Origin of the sequence: Ligilactobacillus sp., assembly GCF_036846325.1 — a bacterium.
Lineage (GTDB): Bacteria > Bacillota > Bacilli > Lactobacillales > Lactobacillaceae > Ligilactobacillus.
The window spans coordinates 1-18,824 of record NZ_DAIUCE010000005.1; the positions used below are offsets into that span (position 1 = coordinate 1).

An 18,824-nucleotide genomic window follows, 5' to 3' on the forward strand; every position below is an offset into this window, starting at 1 on the left:
TAATTACTTAAGAAAACGGATTAAATTTACTTACTAGAATTCGTATAAATACGGGGCATCCAAAACAGGATCTTGAGACGTCAAGATTTTCGGTCCTTCCTTTGTGATTGCAATCGTGTGCTCGTACTGACATGACAGGCTTCCATCGGCAGTTCTCGCAGTCCAGCCGTTCGGATCGTCCATTTCCGCTTCCCATCCGCCCATGTTGATCATGGGTTCAATCGTAATCGTCATGCCTTCGCGCAAACGAACTCCCTTGCCTGCTTCGCCGTAGTGAGGTACGTTCGGACTTTCATGCATCGTCGGTCCGATTCCGTGTCCGATAAATTCGCGCACGTCACCATAGCCGTTTACGTCTTCGGTATAATGCTGAATCGCCGCTCCGATATCTCCGATGCGATTTCCGACTTGTGCCTGTTCAATACCCAAATACAGAGCCTTTTTAGTTACTTCCATCAATCGATCGATTTCCGGCGTTGATTTGCCGACAACATAGCTCCAGCAGGAATCGCTCATTGCGCCGTGATAGTTGACGACCGTGTCAACCTTGATCAGATCTCCGTCACGCAGGATCAGATTCTTCCGTGGAAAGCCATGGCAGATTTCATCGTTGACGCTGACGCACGTTGCGTATTTATAACCCTCAAATCCGATTTGTTCCGCAATTGCACCATGTTCCTTGAAATACTTGCGCGCAAATTTTTCAATTTCCCAACTTGAAATTCCCGGCTTGATAATCTCGCGAAGTCCGATATGCATCCCGGCCAGAATAGCGCCGGACTTGGCCATTTCCTCTATTTCGCGCGGTGATTTTAACGTGATCATTATAATTTGCCTCCAAAAATTTTCTTAACTATTACATTATAACGCATCAAGTCATTTCATAACGATTATTTTGCAATTTAATGCCTTCAGCGGTTTTTCAATAATATTGCCATTCGGTTCCTGTTTTTTGATATAATAGGCTTGTCACTTCAAATGAAAGAGGGTTTTTACATGGCAACAGCAAAAGTTGTTTTTGCGACGATCACCGGCAATAATGAAGACGTTGCCGACATCGTTGCCCAAGAACTTGAAAGAAAAGGCGTTGAAGTTTCCGTTGAAGAAATTTCCCAGGCAGATCCCGAAGACTTCGCTGACGTCGACATCTGCGTCGTTTGTCCGTACACTTATGACGAAGGAGCACTTCCTGATGAAGGTCTTGATTTCTATGATGACCTTGAAGATGTTGACCTGACCGGCAAGATCTACGGCGTTGCCGGCTCCGGCGACACTTTCTACGGCGAATACTTCGGACTTGCAATTGACGAATTCGGCAAAAAGCTTGCCGCATCAGGCGCCGTTAAAGGTGCTGAAAACGTCAAGATCAATCTCGCTCCAGACAGCGATGAAGACGTCCAAAAGCTTGATGCCTTTGCTGATGCATTGGTTGAAGCATACAACAACAAATAGAATGCATGAAAAAACTCCCCGATCAAAGAATCAGGGAGTTTTTTTCATCTTCTTTTCCTGAAGCGAAGATAATCGAACAAGGCTAATGCCAAGACGAAAATCAGCGAAAGCTTCGTGATCAAAAGCCCCGTCTTGAGGCCCGGTACTCTGTATTTAAAAACGATGTCCGATTTTCCTGAAGAAAGTCTGAGACCGACGAAAGCATGATTCGTTTTGATGACTTTTGCCTTGTGTCCATTAACGGTTGCACTCCAGCCTTTCGAATATGGAATCGAACTTGCAAGAATTCCTTCCTTGTTCGTTCTAATCGAGCCTGAAAGCCTGTTTGGCGAAAATTTAACGTTCTGTAAAGCATGGCGCTGCAATTTTCTGACCTGAGATGCGTAATCTTCAGAAATAGGAGTTGCGGTCACTTTCAAGTCAAAACTGTACCTGCCGAGTTTCGTCGGTGAAAGCGCCAGGGAATCAGGCAGCTGCTTTTGAAAATATCCCAGATTAAGCGTACCGTTCGTAACTTTTTTGAAAAACGACAGTGCACTCTGGTCAGGCTGAGAGATTTTTTCCGTTCCGTATGGTCCGTCGACTTTCAACGTATAACTGATGTCAGGAGATCCCTGCAGTACATGGTAGCGAAGATAGCGATAATAGTTCAGACTCTTGTTCTGGGCCAGAATTCCCTGAGCTGGATCGTTATCCTTTGCACGCTGCTCGATTGACACCTGTTTCTTAAGCGAATACGGAACATAATTGATATTGTTGATCTCAACATGCAGCTCGCAGTTTTGATATTCCTCGGGATTCTGCAAAACGATTCGATATGTTTCGTTTTTGTCCCTTTTTTCAAAATCCAGAGAAGAAACCACGTTGCCACGACTCGAAACAAGCGTATACGGAACATCAAGGGATTCTTCCGAAACATCGGCATGACTCAGACCTGAAGCATTTTTCTCCGATACGCAGACACCATCGGCAAGCGCCCTTTCCTTTGCGGAAACGCTGAGGTTTTCGGTGTCCTTCCGCGTCAGAACCTTGTCTTGAAAATAAACAAGCGGGAATGCATATTCGTTTCTATAACGCAGCGTCTGCGAATCAAGACTTGAATTCCCGTTTGGATCTGTGATTCTCCTGGTCGTCTTGTCCAGTACGAATCCGGCAGGAATCTTATCGGCGTTAGGCTGGTTGATTCTGACAAAGAGATAGCGCACGCCAAGGAAATCATTTAAAATTGTCCGGTCAGAAACCTGTCCTAGCGGAATATTCGATTCATATTGCGTATTCTGCATCAGCGTTGAAAAGTTACCCAAATTCTTATTTTGTAACGAATAATATGAATTCAGTGAATAAAGCCGATCATTTAAAGCGTTGTACATATGATAGTCAGAACCGAAGAAATAATTCTGGCTGAGCGTCGACACGCGGTAAAAATCATTTTTTTCGTCAAGATCCTGTTCAAGGCCGGCATAGCGGTTTTCGCTCAAACGCTCATAGGCCCCGCTGTCGAGCATTTCATTCGAATACCCCCCGTTGAACGGTGCTTCAAAGTAGACTGCATTCAGGCAGACGTTTCCCAGAGACACAAGAAGAATCACCAATGAGCCGGATCTGATATCAGCCGTATTGATCACGTAAATCACGGCCCAGAAAACTGCGAGAAAAATAATCGGGATGAAAATCCGCTCGTTGTTTTGAAAATAATAAGTCAATATAATAACGGCAAGATATGCGACAAGCGCAATCGTAAACAGCTTCAGCATCTTTTTTGACAATTGCGTGATATTCTGGACCAAAATCGCACTGGACAATCCGACCGGCAGGCAAAGCATCAGAGTCCAGCGATTCGATGGAGACATCATTCCGTTGAAAAACGCACCGCATGCAGGAATTAACAGCATCACGAAGGAAATTCCAAAAAGCGTCGCAAGTACCGGATATCTTCTTCTCCTGGCCAGAATATAAATAATTGCAAAAAAGGCCAGACTGCAAAAACCGAGTGCGCTCCAAAAATAAAAATCACGATTGCCGCCGTTGATCAGCTGCGACGGCAATGCCAGATAATAATAAAGCGGATAAACTTTTAATCCGTTAGCAAATTCGCTTGCTGAACGCGTTGAGTTCATTACAGCATGGATTTCGGGAATCAGCATGAACGCCGAAGTCAGCAGCGCAAGCACCGTTGCACTTGCCAGCTTGCATAACTTCTCAAGGATTCTTCCTGATTTTCGATAGCTGATACCCCAGCGCAAAGCCAGATAAACGATTGCTCCAAGTCCCATGACGTATGCAAAATAAAAATTGCTGATCAGCATCCACGAAAAGACCAGATAAAGCGGCCAGAAGGAACCACCCTGCAATACCTTTTCAAGTGCCGTGATTATCAGCGGAAAGATGATGAACGGCAACGTGAAAAACGGCTGTGCAACGTTTGAATAAAGTAAATATGCATTAAACAGATAAACCAGACTTCCGCAAAGAATCGCATGTTCCCTTAAGTCATTGAAATGCGATGCAAAGAAGACAAATGACAGACCCGCGCAGTACAGACGCAGAATGATCAGAAACTGATATGCAAGGACCATTTTTCCTGCAGGAAACAGCAGCGTCAAATAAGCAAAGACATCGCCTATCAGGTAATACGAATATACCGAAAACGTGTCAGTTCCAAGTCCCATATGCCACGACCATTGCTCAAGCGGCTTGGTTGGATCAGCCAGAAAATCCTTCAGTATCTGCCGATACTGCTGCATGAGCGGCAAATGCTGATTGGCACCGTCAAGATGCCAAATCAGCTCATGACCGGTCAAAAAATAAGTTCCATATACAAAAGCGGCGCAAATCAAAAAGATTAGGGTGAAGCTCAGATATAATCTGCGTCGCTGCTTTTTTTCGAATGTGAACTGCACAAAAAAACCTCCCTTAATCTCGCTTATAATTGTACCCTATATCAAGGAAGATAAGCAAAAATTTAAGGGAGGTTTAAGAATTTTATCGCTGAACATCAAGTATGAAATAGCGTAAAGATTTAAAGTCCGTGACACCTGTACCCTACATGAAATCCCTTGGCCTGACATCCGTCTGTTTAAAATAATAGGCGATTGCATCAAGAATCCGTTCACAGGCATGACCGTCGCCATAAGGATTCCTGGCATTTGCCATTCGCTGGTATTCTGCTTCATCATCAAGCAGGCGAATCATCTCTTTTTTGACGTTTTCTCCATTTGTCCCGACAAGCTTGAGAGTTCCGGCCGAAACTCCTTCAGGTCGTTCCGTCGTATCGCGCAAAACCAGAACCGGTTTTTTCAATGCGGGCGCTTCTTCCTGAACTCCGCCCGAATCGGACATGATGAAACTGCTTTTTGCCTGCAGATTGTGGAAATCAACCACGTCAAGCGGATTAATCAGATGAACGTCCCTTACGTCATCAAAGACCTCATGGGCAGTTTCCTGGACCCTTGGGCTCAGATGAACCGGATAAACGACCTGCACGTCGTTTCTTTCCAAAACGACTTCTCTGATTGCCTCAAACGTTTCCTTCATCTTGCTGCCCTGATTTTCACGACGATGCATCGTCAGGAGAACCATTTTCTTCCGCGGATCAAGTTCGCTGAAAATTTCATGATGATAGTCATCCTTGATTGTTTCGCGCATGGCATCGATCGCAGTATTTCCCGTTACGTAAATTTGTTCGGCTGGATGATTCTGTCTAAGCAGATTTTTCCTTGACAATTCCGTCGGTGCAAAGTAAATGTCGCATAAATCATCCGTCATCTGTCTGTTCATTTCTTCCGGAAACGGTGAATATTTGTTCCAGGTTCGAAGTCCTGCTTCAACGTGTCCCAGGGTTTTTCGATTGTAGAAACCGGCCAGAGCCGCTGCAAAAGTCGTCGTCGTATCTCCGTGAACCAGAATGATGTCAGGATCTGCTTTCTTTATGACGTCATCGATTTTCGTCATCACATCCGCTGTAATTTCCTGCAGAGTCTGCCCCTTATGCATCAGATTCAAATCATAGTCAGGTTTGATTTTGAAAATTTCAAGCGCAGAATCAAGCATTTCCCGATGCTGTGCCGTAACCGCCGTGATTGCTTCAAAACGCTCGTCTGCTTTAAGAGCCAGGACAAGCGGAGCCATCTTGATTGCCTCCGGACGCGTCCCGAAAACAGTCATTACCTTAATCTTCATTTCAATTCCTCCGATAGTCTGTTAGGTTAATTATAACAAAATTCGCCAATTGTTACTCTGTATTTTCAAAAAGAAGACGTTTCATGGTAAAATTACTGTAATTCAAAATTCAGGGGAGGAACACAAATGATTGAAAATTTCTCAGAAAAGCTCAGAAAATATGCCGAATTAATCGTCAAGGTCGGCGTCAATGTTCAAAAAGGCCAGCCGGTCGTTCTTTATATTTCAGTTACTCAACAGGAACTTGCTCATTTGATTGTCGAAGAAGCCTATAAGGCCGGTGCATCGGAAGTCATGATCGAATGGAATGACACTTTCTCAGAACGGGCATTCCTTAAGTTCGCTTCGGAAGAAAGGCTTGAAAACGTACCGGAATACATCGTCAGAAAAGGCGACTACATCGCAGAGAAAAGGGCAGCGCGCATTTCTGTCATGTCGGCCGATCCCGGTGCATACGCAGGAATCGATCAAAAGCGCATCGCCAAAAAACAGGCCGCTATGGGCAAGGCGTTGAGGCAAGTCAGAAAAGCAACGCAAAACAATGATCTGAGCTGGACGGTCGTTTCTGCTGCCGATCAGGCATGGGCAGAAAAAGTCTTCCCTGAAAAGAAGGGACAGGAGGCAATCGATGCCTTGTGGGAGGAAATCTTCAAGACGACCCGTATCGACAAGGACGATCCCGTCAAGGCATGGCACGAACATGATCAAAAACTCCATGAAAAATCAGACTGGCTGAACGAACAACAGTTTTCAGCCCTGCACTATGTTTCTCCCGTAACGGACATCACGATCGGTCTTCCGGAAAACCACGTCTGGGAAGGCGCCGGAAGCTTTACACCGGAAGGAATCGAGTTCATGGCCAACATGCCGACTGAAGAAGTCTTCACTGCCCCTGACCGTCGTCGAATCAACGGCTACGTGACGTCAACCAAACCGCTTTCCTACGCAGGCAACATTCTCGAAAATATGAAATTCACGTTTAAAGACGGAAAAGTGGTTGAAGCGACGGCAGAAAAAGGACAGGAAGTTCTGAACCACCTTCTGGAAACCGATGACGGAGCCAAATCGCTCGGAGAAGTTTCCCTTGTACCTGATCCTTCACCAATTTCGCAGTCAGGCATCATCTTCTTCAACACGCTTTTTGACGAAAATGCCTCTGATCACCTTGCTCTTGGCGCCTCTTATCCGTTCAACGTCGCCGGAGGAACCAAGATGTCAGATGAGGAACTTCTTGATTGCGGCATGAACGTCAGCCAGACACACGTTGACTTCATGGTCGGATCAGCCGACATGGATATCGACGGCATCAAAAAGGACGGGACCATCGTTCCGGTCTTCAGAAACGGAGACTGGGCGTAGAATTTTACCTGAAAATGTCCGTTTTTCTCCTGACTCAGGAACAATACAGTCGACTTGCGACTTATCATGCCCATTTTGACTCATGAAAGAAAAATGTAATTTTTAATCAATGGGAATTTAATTCCCGCATACAAAAACCCGGATTAGATTTGCAATTAACAAATCATCCGGGTTTTCAATTTGAGGCACAGCTTTTTCCGGCCTCGTTTACATATCCTGATCTTTTCCGATAATTCTGACTTCCGTTTCCAGTCTTACGCCGAATTTTTCAAAAACGACATCCTGTACATGCTTAATGACGTTTTGATAGTCAGTTGCCGTAGCGTTGCCGACGTTGACAATAAAACCTGCATGTTTCTTCGAGACTTGAGCTCCACCGATCGTAAATCCCTGAAGGCCTGCATCATGCACCAGCTTGCCCGTATAATGCCCGACGGGACGCTTAAAGACGCTCCCGCAGGAAGGATATTCAAGCGGTTGCTTGGAAGCACGAAGAAAACTCAATTCCTCCATGCGAGCATGAATTTTTTCCTTGTCGCCAGGTTTAAGCAAAAACGTTGCTTCAAGCACAATGTCGTCTTCGTCCTGCAGCCGGCTGTGACGATAGCCGAAATCAAGCTCTGCATTTTCATAAGTCCTGATTTCACCAGAACGGGTCAGAACAGTCACCGATTCGGCAATATCCTTGATTTCGCCGTCATATGCCCCGGCATTCATGAAAATTGCGCCACCGACGGACCCTGGAATTCCGGATGCAAATTCAAAACCCGTCAGTCCTGCCTCATATGCAGCCTGGGTTGCATCAATCAAGGCAGCACCGGCACTTGCCACCACCTTGTCTCCGTCGATTCTGATGGAATCCATCTTCGTCAGGATCATGACGACGCCGGAGATGCCGCCGTCCTTGACGATCAAATTGCTTGCATTGCCGATAACGGTCAGGTCAAGTCCGTTTTCCTTAGTGAAGAGAACCGTTTTCCCGGCTTCTTCAATGCTTGCCGGGAAAACGGCAAAATCTGCCGGACCGCCAGTCCGCGTATTGGTATACTTGCAAAGCGGCTCGTTGGGCTTAACGATGATTCCCTTCAAATCCTGCATGATTCTTGTTTCAATATTGTCCATTTAAAATGCTTCCTTTTGCTGAATTACACTTGCCATTTTAACATGGATTGCATTGAGAAACCAACCTCAAAGAATTTTGACCATCGAAATTTCGTCACAAAAACTGCCGTCTTTCATCAAATAAGCGTTAGGCATTCGTCCGACCTCAACAAATCCCTGTCGCTCATAAAGATTGATTGCCCGCCTGTTTTCTGACATGACGGTCAGTTCAAGCTGTTTGGCACCGTTTTTTTCAGAAAATGCAGTCATGCCTTTCATCAATGCGGTTCCAAGCCCCAGTCCCCAGAATTTTCTTTTGATTGCAACGGAAACAGTTGCGCGATGACGGCTCTTTTTCCTGTTTCTAAAAACGACCTGTCCCATGCCGATGACTTCTCCGCCTGATTTGGCAACAAGAAACAGGGAATTCTCTGAACGTTCCAAAACTTGCAGAAAACGCCCGATTTCAGCCGGAGAACTTGCCTCGTCCGATTGTTTTGACAGGAATTCGGTTTCTTCGGTCACTATTTTAAAAAATTCGGCAACCTCGTCTGCCTCGCTTGAAAATACAGGTCTGATCGTCACATGCCGCTTGTTTTCTAAAAAAACGTTAACCGTTTCAAAATCAATCATCGCCTGCTCTTTTCGTTTTGATACTGTAAAATAAGCCGCATCAGTTCAATGTTCTCCTTCTTCTTTCCAATCGTGACCCGGAGCCAGTCCCTGCGCAGGCCGCGACGAATCTGATACCCGTTTTTCAAAAGATATTCAGCAAGTTCTTCTGCATCTTCGAACCTGAAGAAGATAAAGTTTGCCTGACTCTTGAAATGAAAAATGCCGTTTTCTTCGAAGAAAACTTCCAATCTCTCACGTTCGCGCGCGTTTTTTCCTGCACACTTTTCAACGAATTCCTGATCGGAAAGTGCCGCCAATGCCGCCGTTTGAGACAATGAATTAAGATTATACGGACATCTGACCGTTTGCAGGACGTTTCCCGGTTCGCCAGACATTACGATGTAGCCGACACGATAGTTGGCCAGACCATAGATTTTTGAAAAAGTTCGCATAACGGCTGCATTTTTGTATTTTGAAAGCAAACCGACTGCCGTTTGATTTCCATCGGCAAATTCAATATAAGCTTCATCTATCAGGACGATGACGTCTTCTGGAACCCTGGCCAGAAAAGCATCGATTTCTTCAGCCGGATTGAGTGCACCGGTCGGGTTGTTAGGATTGCAGATCCAAATCATTTTGGTTTTATCCGTCATTTCTGAAAACATGGCTTCAAAATCCGTCTTGCCGGTTTCTTCACTGCATTTTGCATGCCTGACGACTGCGCCTTCAATCAGAGCATTGAGTTCATATTCGGAAAAAGTCGGATCGGAAACGATGACCTCGTCTCCTTGATCAAGAAACGTCCGTGACAGAATTGCAATGATTTCATCCAGACCGACACCTAAGATCAGCTGGCTTTCCCTGCAGCCGACATGCTTTGCGATTGCCGTTCTCAGTTCCTGTGCATATCCGTCCGGATAACGGTTGCTCTCGGAAAAGTTCCAGTTCCTGACTGCTTCCTCAACCTTTTTCGAAGTTCCGTAAGGATTTTCATTTGCCGAAAGCCGATGAACCTTTTTCAGATTATACTTTCTCCTGACCTCATCAAGCGAAGCTTCCGGGACGTAAGCGCATAGGTTCTTAAGATTTTCACGCATCGAAAAACTCCTTTCCGACTACAAGTCTTTAATTTCCGGACGATCCTTCGTTTTGCTCATCAAACCGACTCTGCTTCCGAGTTCTTCCTTGATTTCGTCAAAGGAAACGCCCTGTTCAACCAGCAAAACCATCAAATGGTATAAAAGATCGGCCGTTTCGTAACGCAGCTCGCTTTTGTCCGGATTCTTGGCTGCAACGATGACTTCAGTCGATTCTTCGCCGACCTTCTTCAATATTTTGTCCAATCCCTTTGTAAATAAATAATCGGTATAAGAACCAGGCTTGGGATTTTTCCTGCGCTCCACGACAGATTGATATAATTCGTCCAAATCTTGCATAATTACTCCTCCATTTCAACTTCATTGAAAAAACACGTCTCATGTCCGGTATGACATGCAGGACCGGCAGGAATCACGTTGACAAGCAGCGTGTCGGAGTCGCAGTCAAGCGTCATCGAAACGACTTCCTGCGTATTTCCGCTTTCTTCGCCCTTATGCCAAAGTCTTTGGCGGGAACGTGACCAGAACCATGTCTGACGCGTTTTTTTCGTCAATGCATAACTTTCCTCATTCATCCAGGCTACCATCAAGACCTTGTTCGTCCTGACATCGCAAACGACGGTTGTCAGCAGCCCGTTTTTGTCAAATACAGGCTTCATCGTCTGATGTTCACCCCGTTTTCTTCAAGATACTTTTTGAGTTCTCCGATTTTAAGTTCGCCGAAGTGAAACAGAGAAGCTGCCAGAGCACCTGTTACGGGCGTTTCTTGGAAAACATCCAGAAAATCTTCCTTTTTGCCGGCGCCTCCCGATGCAATGACCGGAACATGAACTGCTTCGCCGATTTGCTGATAGAGTTCAATGTCAAAGCCCTGTTTCGTCCCGTCGCAGTCCATGCTCGTAACGAGCAATTCTCCGGCACCGAGCTCAACGGCTTTTTTGGCCCATTTCATGGCATCAAGTCCGGTATTTTCAGTTCCGCCCTTTGAATAGACCTGGTACCGTCCTGTCCCGACGTCTTTTTTGACGTCAATCGCACAAACGATGCACTGGCTTCCAAATCGCCTGGCTCCAGCCGTTATCAATTCAGGATCATTGATTGCGGCTGAATTGAGCGAAATTTTGTCGGCACCGTTTTGCAAAAGCTCACGCATTTCCTCTTCAGACTTGATTCCGCCGCCAACGGTCAAAGGCATGAAGACCTGCCTTGAAACCTCTTCAACCGTCTCGGCCATTGTTTTTCTTTGATCAAGTGTTGCCGTAATGTCCAGGAAAACCAGCTCATCAGCTCCCTGAAGTTCATATTCCGCAGCAATTTCAACCGGAGATCCGACTTCAACAAGGTTTTTGAAGTTGATTCCCTTCTTGACCTTGCCGTGATCGACGTCAAGACATGGAATGATTCTCTTAGCGAGCATGACGGTTCACCTCCGAAAGTTCTTCTAACGTCACCCTCCCTGCTGCCAGTGCCTTGCCGACGATGATTTCGCGAATCCCGCAGAAGAGCAGTTTTTTGACGTCCGCCAACCCGCTGATGCCACCGGATGCGGTAATTACGGCATTCGGAAATTCTTTTTTCAGATTACGATAAAGATCAATGTTTGGTCCCGCCAGAGTTCCGTCCTTTGAAGTGTCGGTCACGATAAAATGCCTGGCACCGATCGCCTCCATTTCCTTCATCAGCTCTTCAAGCGTCACTTCGGTTTTTTCAAGCCATCCGTTGACGGCAACCTTGTCGTTCGTTCCGTCGATTCCGATTGCAATTCTTTCTTCGCCGAATTTTTGCAGGGCATCCTTGACAAGTTCAGGATCAGTAACGGCAACGGAACCGAGTATTACCCGGTCAATGCCGATTTCAAGACAGGCAGAAACATCCTCAAGCGTCCTGATGCCGCCGCCAAGCTCAATGTATCCTTCAAAATTCTGACGGATCTTTTTGACCGTTTCCGTATTGACCGGATGCTTGACTTTGGCTCCGTCCAAATCGACAAGATGCAGGGCATTGAGCCCTGCTTCATCAATTGCCTTTGCCTGTTCTTCCGGAACCTGTGCCACCAGCATCTGCTTTGCGTAATCTCCCTGATAAAGCCGCACGCTGTGCCCGTCTTTAAGGTCAATTGCCGGTATAATCATCACTCATCCACCCTTTCCATGAAACGTTCAAGCATCTTCAAACCCATTTTCCCGCTTTTTTCAGGATGAAACTGCATCCCGTAAACATTCTTGAATTCCACGCAAGACGGCACCCTGACACCGTAATCCGTGTACGAAACAACATATTGCTGATCACATTTTGCGTAATACGAATGAACGAAATAAGTATAGCTTCCGTCTAAAACGTCTGAAAAAATGCTTTGTTCATTGTTGACGACATTTTGATTCCACCCCATCTGCGGAACCAGCAGGTCAATATCTTCCGGAAATGCTTCAACTCTTCCCGGAATCAAGTGAAGGCCTTCATGAACGCCGAATTCGTCTGATTCGTCAAATAAAAGCTGCATCCCAAGACAAATACCAATCAACGGCTTGCCTGCTCTGGCTTCTTCATACAAAACCCGGTCCAGCTGTCTTTTTCTCAATTCATCCATGGCACTGCCGAATGCACCTACTCCAGGCAAGACGATGCCGTCAGCCTGTCGAATCACCGTTGGTGAAGAACTTGCAACAACTTCTTCGCCCAAATAACGAAAAGCCTTCAAAACATTGGCAAGGTTGCCTGCACCATAGTCAACTGCAACAATCATCAGATAACCCCCTTTGTCGAGTTCACTCCTTTGATTTCAGGATTGATTTCAACCGCCTGACGCATTGCCCTTGCCCATGCCTTGAACAATGCTTCAATTTTGTGATGAGTATTGCGCCCGTATATCACGTTGGCATGCAGATTCATTTCAGCAGAAAATGCTGCGGCCTGAAAGAAATCCTCGACTGTTTCGGTTTCAAAGCTTCCAAGCCTTTGATTTTCAAGATCCGCATTGAATACAAGGTATGACCGGCCGCTGAGATCTATCGTCACCTGCGCCAGCGTCTCATCCATCGGCACTACTGCATTCCCGTAGCGTTCAATCTGAGCCTTGTCTCCCAATGCCTGTTTAAAGCATTCTCCGATTACGATGCCGGTATCTTCAACGGTATGGTGACAGTCAACGTTCAAATCGCCGGCCGCCTTTACCCTGAGTCCGAAACGCCCATGCTTGGCAAAAAGAGTCAACATGTGATCGAAAAAACCGATGCCGGTGTCGATTTCTGAAGGAAACTGCTCATCAAGATTCAAAAACACCTCAATCGTTGTTTCCTTCGTCGTTCGTTTGATGTTTGCCTTTCTCATCAGAAATCCTCCTTTTCGAAGCGGGTTTCAACAGCTCTCGCATGCGCTTCAAGCCCTTCTTCCCTTGCCAGCGTCGTAATTGCCTCAATATCTGCTTTCAAAGCATCTCTTGAAAACTGGACGAATGAAGTCCGCTTGACGAAATCATAGACGCCGAGCGGAGAAGAGAAGCGGGCAGTCCCGCCGGTCGGCAAAACATGATTTGGTCCGGCAACGTAATCGCCCAAAGGTTCTGAAGCGTATTTGCCCAAGAAGACGGACCCTGCATTCTTTATCAACGGAAGATACTGAGTCGGATTTTCGAGATTGACTTCCAGGTGTTCCGGAGCAACCTCGTTCATCAGATCAAACATTTCCTCCTTATCATCCATGACTGCGACGAAGCCTCTGTCTTCGATTGACCGTCGGGCTATTCTTTCCTTCGGAAGCGTCCTCAACTGGATCTCGACTTCCTTTGAAACGTCGTCTGCCAACTTTTTCGAATCCGTAATCAGCATGGCACGCGCACGCGGATCGTGTTCTGCCTGAGACAGCAGATCCGACGCAATCTGCCGGGCGTTTGCTGAATCATCTGCCAAAATGCCGATTTCAGACGGGCCGGCAACCATATCGATTGCCACCGTGCCAAAGACCTTTTTCTTGGCAACGGCAACAAAAACATTGCCGGGTCCGATAATTTTGTCGACCTTCGGAATCGACTGCGTTCCAAATGCCAGTGCGGCAACTGCCTGAGCACCGCCAATCTGATAAACTTCGTCGACTCCTGCCAATCTGGCCGCTGCCAGAACTGCCTTTGAAATACCATCTTTTTGCGGAGGAGTCACCATGACGACCTTCTTGACACCTGCAATCTTAGCAGGCAGGGCCGACATCAAAATTGTCGAAGGATATGCTGCCCGGCCTCCGGGAACGTATAAACCGACGCTTTCAAGAGGCGTCACCTTCTGTCCGCGCATGATTCCTTTCGTGCTGAGGTCGACAAAGCCCTTTTCGATTTCCAGTTTGTGAAAACTGACGATGTTCTTCTTCGCAAGCTCCATGGCATTTTTCAATTTATCGTCAATCGAATCGTATGCTTCGTTCAAGGCTTCTTTCGGAACCCTGAAATCGTCTGTTTTCACGCCGTCGAATTTTTCGCTGTATTTTCTTAACGCATCGTCCTGATTAATCCGGACTTCTTCCAGAATATCATCGACGGCTTTTTCAATTTCAGGATCACTCGTCTGTTTCGTATATGCTGAAACGATTTCCTTCATTTCATTTAAAGTCCTGTTTTCGTAAATTTTCATTCAAATCCCCCCGCAAACACTTTCCAACGCATCAACCAATTCAAAGATTTCATGTTTTTTCTGCTTAAGCGAAATCGGATTGGCTACGAGCCTGGTTGAAATCGGCCCGAGTTCCGCATAGATTTCCAGATTATTTTCCCTGAGCGTCGTTCCCGTTTCCGTCAAATCCACGATTGCATCTGCTAATCCGACCAATGGCGCCAATTCGACCGACCCTTCAATTCTGACGATCTCAACGTCTTCTCCGATTGATTCGAAATAGCGTTGTGTAATGTTCGGATACTTTGTTCCGATGACCTTGCGCTTTTCTTCCTTCGGATCAAAGTTTGCCGTTGAGGCCAGAATGAAGCGGCATCTGCCGACGTTCAAGTCAAGCAGCTGGTTTTCAGTTCGCCCCTGCTCTTCCAGAATATCGCTGCCGACGATTCCGATGTCGCAGGCTCCGTTAGTCAGATACGTCATAACGTCAGGACCTTTTGCCAGCACGAACTGATACTTGTCGTCAACGCTGACGATCAGCCTGCGTTTCTTGTTCAAAAGGCCGCTGCAATCGACCCCGCTTTCTTCAAGCAGCGGAATAACCTGTCTTTCGGTCCTTCCCTTTGTCAAAGCAATTTTCAGCAACTTCACTCCTCCTTTGTCAGATCAATCAATCCGCCACCGAGTCTTTCGGCCTCTGCTCTTGCCCCTTCCGGCGTATCTGAAAGACTAAGCTGCAGGGAATCGCTGTTCTTCACCAGATCCATTGCCTGCCTGAGCTGTTCTTTCTCAAAATACACTAAAGTCGGCAGTGTCTTCTCCCGTGGCAGCCTGTCATTCAAAAGTCCTGACAGAAACGAAAGCTCGATTCCCATCCCGACTGCCGGTTCCGGTTCTTCCTGAAAGCTCTCAAGCATCCGGTCGTACCTGCCGCCGCTGATGACGTTTCTCGAAGCGTCCGGCAAATAGCCTTTAAAGACGATTCCCGTATAATACGGCTGAGGTCCGGGAGCGCTCAAATCAAGATTTGCCTTGTGTCCTCCCAGAACTTCGCAGGCTTTGGCAATTTCAAAGACTTCATTCAGACTCTGTTCGATCGTTTCAGGAATTTCCAGCTTCCTGAGGCTTGCTTCGACTTCTTCAACGCTCCCGAACAATCTTGGCCACGCTTTGAAGAAAGGGTAGCTTCGATTCAATCTGAACGGTTCGATCAGCTTGAAATAAAGCGGCAGTTTCTTTTCAAATAATGCCTCCTTAATGGCAAGCGCTTCTCCTTCATCAATGCTCAAAACCTTGAGTGCTTCATCAGCCAGTCTGGCATGTCCAAGCTCAAGATTTAACCTTCCGTCAAGAAAAGTCCGGTTAAGTTCGCTTAAAAGTTCCAGGCACTCAAGCTCTGCCTTTTTGGACGCATATCCGACAAGTTCGACTCCCAGCTGATAAGCCTGATCGCACAAGCCTGACAAATCGCGATTTTTACGGTAAAGATCCCCGATGTAAAAAAACTTAGCCGGCAGCTTGACGTTTTGGGTCGATAAAAACCGTGCAACAGGCAAAGTCATATCAGGCCTGATTACAAGTTCCCTGCTGTCTCTTGCGCCCAGCCGATACATCTTCTGATTGGGCATTCGGTAATCTTCAAAAAGCTCAAAATACTCGAGCAGTGGTGTTTTGATCTGCGAAAATCCGCGCTCGTGCAATCTTTTGATCATCCAGAAGGACACTTTGTTTTCAATTGACAATTGTTCGTCCAGCTCATCGCCTAACCCCGGCGGCAAACGAAATTTTTTCACTCGGATCCCTTCCCTTCTTTTTTGGTAAAAAAAAACCGACATCCTGAAAAGGACATCGGAGGACGTTTTATCGTGGTTCCACCCCGTTTCATCCGCATCTCGCAATACGGACCTCATGTTGAACAAGTCAACAGCGATAACGGAACTAACCGGATAAAACTACTACAGTTCAATATTAATGGTTCATTTCATCAGTTCGCAGGCGTGTATGCTGTCACGAGCGGTCCTTTCCCAGCCCCCAAGACTCTCTTAGCACTCTTACTGACAGTTTCTCCCGGTCATTACAATTAATTAAAATTCAATTAGGAATTAATTTACCATTAATAATAAACATTTATGTTTCAAAAGTCAAGAAAAATTCCAAAAATTATTGAGCCAGACTCGAAAAAAGATGATATCCCTGACCAACGGCATCGACTCCGTGCGCATCCGATCCGTAGACCAGCGGAATCTGCATCCTTCTGGCCAGAGAAAGCACCTGAATTCCCGGATAAAACTCATTGCAATACGGCTTGTACATTCCGGCAAGATTAAAGTCAAGCTGCCTTTCCGTCTGCTTTATTTCCTTTAAAATCTCTTCGATAAGAAGCATGTTGCGTTCGTCAAATTTCTCGGGAAATGAAAAATAATCTTGATATTTTTTAATCAAACTCATATGCCCAATTCTCTTTGGAGCATATTCTCCCAGATTGGATTCGATTGAATCTTTGACAAGCATTAAATATCGATGATATATCTCCTGGGGATCATTCAGCCACTCTTTTACGCCGGCTGCCAGATCTTCCGGTGAAAAATCGATGCAATGAAATTTATTTTCCGCATTCCGAATGAAGTGAACGGACAAAATCCCGGTGTCGCAGCGTGGCCCGTATTCATCAAGAAACTTTTTGATTTCATTTTCAAAACCTGGCAGGTAATCCGTTTCAAACCCGACATGCACGTTGATCTTTCCCTTGAATCTTTCCTTTAGCCATTCAGCATGTTCAAAATACTCTTCAATCTGATCAAGGCCAAGCGATGCGGTCTCATACCCTTCCTTCGGTCCTTCGTATACTGCTTCAAAACCAGCCGGAAGCGGCGCATGTTCCGTAATGCAATAGTCCGTAAACCCTAATCCGATTGCCTTTTCAATCATTTTTTCGGTTTTTTCTCCGCTGCCGTGAGCGCACAGCTGCGTATGCGTATGTCCGTCCGTTTTCATTGTCTGCACCTCGCTTTTTTCGATAATTATAGCCATCCGAGTGCCTGCCGTCAACAAATCTGTTATAATGAACACATCAAAAGCAAGGGACTGAAATCAATGAATTTCATTTCATGGAACGTCAACGGTCTGAGAGCCGTGGTCAAAAAGAACTTTAGTGAAGTCTTCGAAGAACTCGATGCCGATTTCTTCTGCATCCAGGAAACCAAATTGCAGGAAGGACAGATCGAACTGGATTTGCCAGGATATCACCAATACTGGAATTACGCTGAACGCAAGGGATACTCGGGAACGGCGATCTTTACAAAACACGAGCCTCAATCTGTCAACTACGGAATCCAGGACAATGAGTTTGATCATGAAGGCCGGGTCATTACTCTTGAGTATGCGGGCTTTTATCTTGTCTGCTGCTATTCCCCCAATTCCCAGCCAAAGCTCAGGCGCATCGACTTTCGGATGGGATTTGAAGATGCCTTTTTGAGCTATCTCAATACCTTAAAAGAGAGGAAGCCAGTCATCATGTGTGGTGATCTGAACGTTGCGCATGAGGAAATCGACTTGAAGAACCCCAGGACAAATCACAAGAACGCCGGCTTTTCAGATAAAGAACGTGCCTGCATGACGCGACTTTTAGAAAACGGATATCTTGATACATTCCGGTTCTTCCATCCTGATGAAGCGGGCGTCTACTCATGGTGGAGCTATCGTTTCAATGCCAGAAAAAACAATGCCGGGTGGCGCATCGATTATTTCATCGTTTCAGAATCGCTGAAGGATTCGCTGCAAAATGCAGAGATTCTGACGGACATCATGGGCTCGGATCATTGTCCCGTCCTGCTTGAAACGGATGATTTGAAAATTTAAAAGGAGAAAAATATGAACTTTGTTGCCTTTGACTTTGAAACAGCAAATGCCAAACGAAACAGTGCCTGTTCCCTGGCATTGACCGTTGTTCAAAACAATCAGATCGTTGATGAGCTTTACTCGCTCATAAACCCTAAAACCGACTTTGATTATCGAAACATTGCCATTCATGGAATCAAACCTCAAATGGTTGTCGATTCTCCGGATTTTTCTGAACTATGGCCTCATATTGAGAACTTTTTTACGACTGAATCGCTTGTCGTCGCCCATAATGCTCCCTTTGACTGCAGCGTGCTCTGCAGGACGCTTGAGTCATACAACATCGAACCTCCGCACTTTAACGTCATCGACACCGTCAAGACAAGCAGGAGCCTGTACGACCTTCCTGACAACAAGCTGGACACCATCTGCGAAAACCTCGACATCAATCTCAAGCACCACCACAATGCCCTGGATGACAGTCAGGCCTGTGCGGAAATACTGCTGAAGCAGCTGGAATGCTTCGGACCGGAAAAAATCAAGCCGTTCACGTACACATACCCCAGACGGTAGAACGAAGAACCATAAG

The 18,824-nt window shown here is 46.1% G+C and carries 20 protein-coding genes; 4 read left to right on the plus strand and 16 right to left on the minus strand.

The window, feature by feature from the left end; translation table 11 throughout:
- Positions 1–33: 33 nt before the first annotated feature.
- Positions 34–825 (minus strand): type I methionyl aminopeptidase, encoded by a 792-nt coding sequence (map, locus tag V7Z60_RS01095; protein ID WP_334115670.1) that lies wholly within the window; start codon positions 823–825, stop codon positions 34–36.
- Between the two features lie 171 nt (positions 826–996).
- Between map and V7Z60_RS01100 the strand changes: the two genes are divergently transcribed.
- Positions 997–1,452, plus strand: a complete 456-nt coding sequence (locus V7Z60_RS01100; protein WP_334115672.1) for a flavodoxin — start codon at positions 997–999, stop codon at positions 1,450–1,452.
- Positions 1,453–1,496: 44 nt separating this feature from the next.
- On the opposite strand, the gene V7Z60_RS01105 is transcribed toward V7Z60_RS01100, so the two are convergent.
- Together V7Z60_RS01105 and wecB are read right to left on the minus strand one after the other, a co-directional pair.
- On the minus strand, positions 1,497–4,352 hold the full coding sequence (locus V7Z60_RS01105; protein WP_334115673.1) for a YfhO family protein: 2,856 nt from the start codon (positions 4,350–4,352) through the stop codon (positions 1,497–1,499).
- 142 nt (positions 4,353–4,494) lie between these two features.
- Positions 4,495–5,631, minus strand: coding sequence for a non-hydrolyzing UDP-N-acetylglucosamine 2-epimerase (gene wecB / locus V7Z60_RS01110; protein WP_334115675.1), 1,137 nt, complete (start codon positions 5,629–5,631; stop codon positions 4,495–4,497).
- A 126-nt stretch (positions 5,632–5,757) separates the two neighbouring features.
- Between wecB and V7Z60_RS01115 the strand changes: the two genes are divergently transcribed.
- The gene (locus V7Z60_RS01115; protein WP_334115676.1) at positions 5,758–6,990 is read left to right on the plus strand and encodes an aminopeptidase; all 1,233 of its coding nucleotides are present in this window, start codon (positions 5,758–5,760) and stop codon (positions 6,988–6,990) included.
- Positions 6,991–7,197: 207 nt separating this feature from the next.
- On the opposite strand, the gene murB is transcribed toward V7Z60_RS01115, so the two are convergent.
- The 13 genes from murB to hisJ form a co-directional block, all read right to left on the minus strand.
- Positions 7,198–8,112 (minus strand): UDP-N-acetylmuramate dehydrogenase, encoded by a 915-nt coding sequence (gene murB, locus V7Z60_RS01120; protein ID WP_334115677.1) that lies wholly within the window; start codon positions 8,110–8,112, stop codon positions 7,198–7,200.
- Positions 8,113–8,178: 66 nt separating this feature from the next.
- Entirely contained in the window at positions 8,179–8,724 is a 546-nt protein-coding gene (locus V7Z60_RS01125) for a GNAT family N-acetyltransferase (RefSeq protein ID WP_334115679.1), read from the minus strand.
- Positions 8,721–9,803, minus strand: a complete 1,083-nt coding sequence (gene hisC / locus V7Z60_RS01130) for a histidinol-phosphate transaminase (protein WP_334115680.1) — start codon at positions 9,801–9,803, stop codon at positions 8,721–8,723. The genes V7Z60_RS01125 and hisC overlap by 4 nt, the downstream gene beginning before the upstream one ends.
- Before the next feature lie 18 nt (positions 9,804–9,821).
- Complete coding sequence (gene hisE / locus V7Z60_RS01135) at positions 9,822–10,142, minus strand: phosphoribosyl-ATP diphosphatase (RefSeq protein WP_334115681.1); 321 nt, start codon at positions 10,140–10,142, stop codon at positions 9,822–9,824.
- 2 nt (positions 10,143–10,144) lie between these two features.
- Positions 10,145–10,462, minus strand: coding sequence for a phosphoribosyl-AMP cyclohydrolase (hisI, locus tag V7Z60_RS01140; protein ID WP_334115682.1), 318 nt, complete (start codon positions 10,460–10,462; stop codon positions 10,145–10,147).
- A complete protein-coding gene (gene hisF, locus V7Z60_RS01145; RefSeq protein ID WP_334115683.1) occupies positions 10,459–11,220 on the minus strand; it encodes an imidazole glycerol phosphate synthase subunit HisF in 762 nt (253 codons plus the stop codon). Before hisF ends, hisI begins: the two co-directional genes overlap by 4 nt.
- Positions 11,210–11,935: a 1-(5-phosphoribosyl)-5-[(5-phosphoribosylamino)methylideneamino]imidazole-4-carboxamide isomerase gene (gene hisA, locus V7Z60_RS01150; RefSeq protein ID WP_334115685.1), complete on the minus strand. Its 726-nt coding sequence runs from the start codon at positions 11,933–11,935 to the stop codon at positions 11,210–11,212. Before hisA ends, hisF begins: the two co-directional genes overlap by 11 nt.
- Entirely contained in the window at positions 11,935–12,546 is a 612-nt protein-coding gene (hisH, locus tag V7Z60_RS01155) for an imidazole glycerol phosphate synthase subunit HisH (protein ID WP_334115688.1), read from the minus strand. The genes hisA and hisH overlap by 1 nt, the downstream gene beginning before the upstream one ends.
- Positions 12,546–13,130 (minus strand): imidazoleglycerol-phosphate dehydratase HisB, encoded by a 585-nt coding sequence (gene hisB / locus V7Z60_RS01160; RefSeq protein WP_334115690.1) that lies wholly within the window; start codon positions 13,128–13,130, stop codon positions 12,546–12,548. Before hisB ends, hisH begins: the two co-directional genes overlap by 1 nt.
- Positions 13,130–14,419 (minus strand): histidinol dehydrogenase, encoded by a 1,290-nt coding sequence (gene hisD, locus V7Z60_RS01165; protein ID WP_334115691.1) that lies wholly within the window; start codon positions 14,417–14,419, stop codon positions 13,130–13,132. The genes hisB and hisD overlap by 1 nt, the downstream gene beginning before the upstream one ends.
- A complete protein-coding gene (gene hisG / locus V7Z60_RS01170) occupies positions 14,420–15,049 on the minus strand; it encodes an ATP phosphoribosyltransferase (protein ID WP_334115693.1) in 630 nt (209 codons plus the stop codon).
- Entirely contained in the window at positions 15,046–16,191 is a 1,146-nt protein-coding gene (locus V7Z60_RS01175; RefSeq protein WP_334115695.1) for an ATP phosphoribosyltransferase regulatory subunit, read from the minus strand. Before V7Z60_RS01175 ends, hisG begins: the two co-directional genes overlap by 4 nt.
- Before the next feature lie 367 nt (positions 16,192–16,558).
- Positions 16,559–17,392, minus strand: a complete 834-nt coding sequence (hisJ, locus tag V7Z60_RS01180; RefSeq protein ID WP_334115721.1) for a histidinol-phosphatase HisJ — start codon at positions 17,390–17,392, stop codon at positions 16,559–16,561.
- 99 nt (positions 17,393–17,491) lie between these two features.
- On the opposite strand from hisJ, the gene V7Z60_RS01185 reads away from it, so the two are divergent.
- Positions 17,492–18,256, plus strand: coding sequence for an exodeoxyribonuclease III (locus V7Z60_RS01185; RefSeq protein ID WP_334115696.1), 765 nt, complete (start codon positions 17,492–17,494; stop codon positions 18,254–18,256).
- Between the two features lie 12 nt (positions 18,257–18,268).
- Complete coding sequence (locus tag V7Z60_RS01190) at positions 18,269–18,808, plus strand: 3'-5' exonuclease (protein WP_334115699.1); 540 nt, start codon at positions 18,269–18,271, stop codon at positions 18,806–18,808.
- Positions 18,809–18,824: the final 16 nt, after the last annotated feature.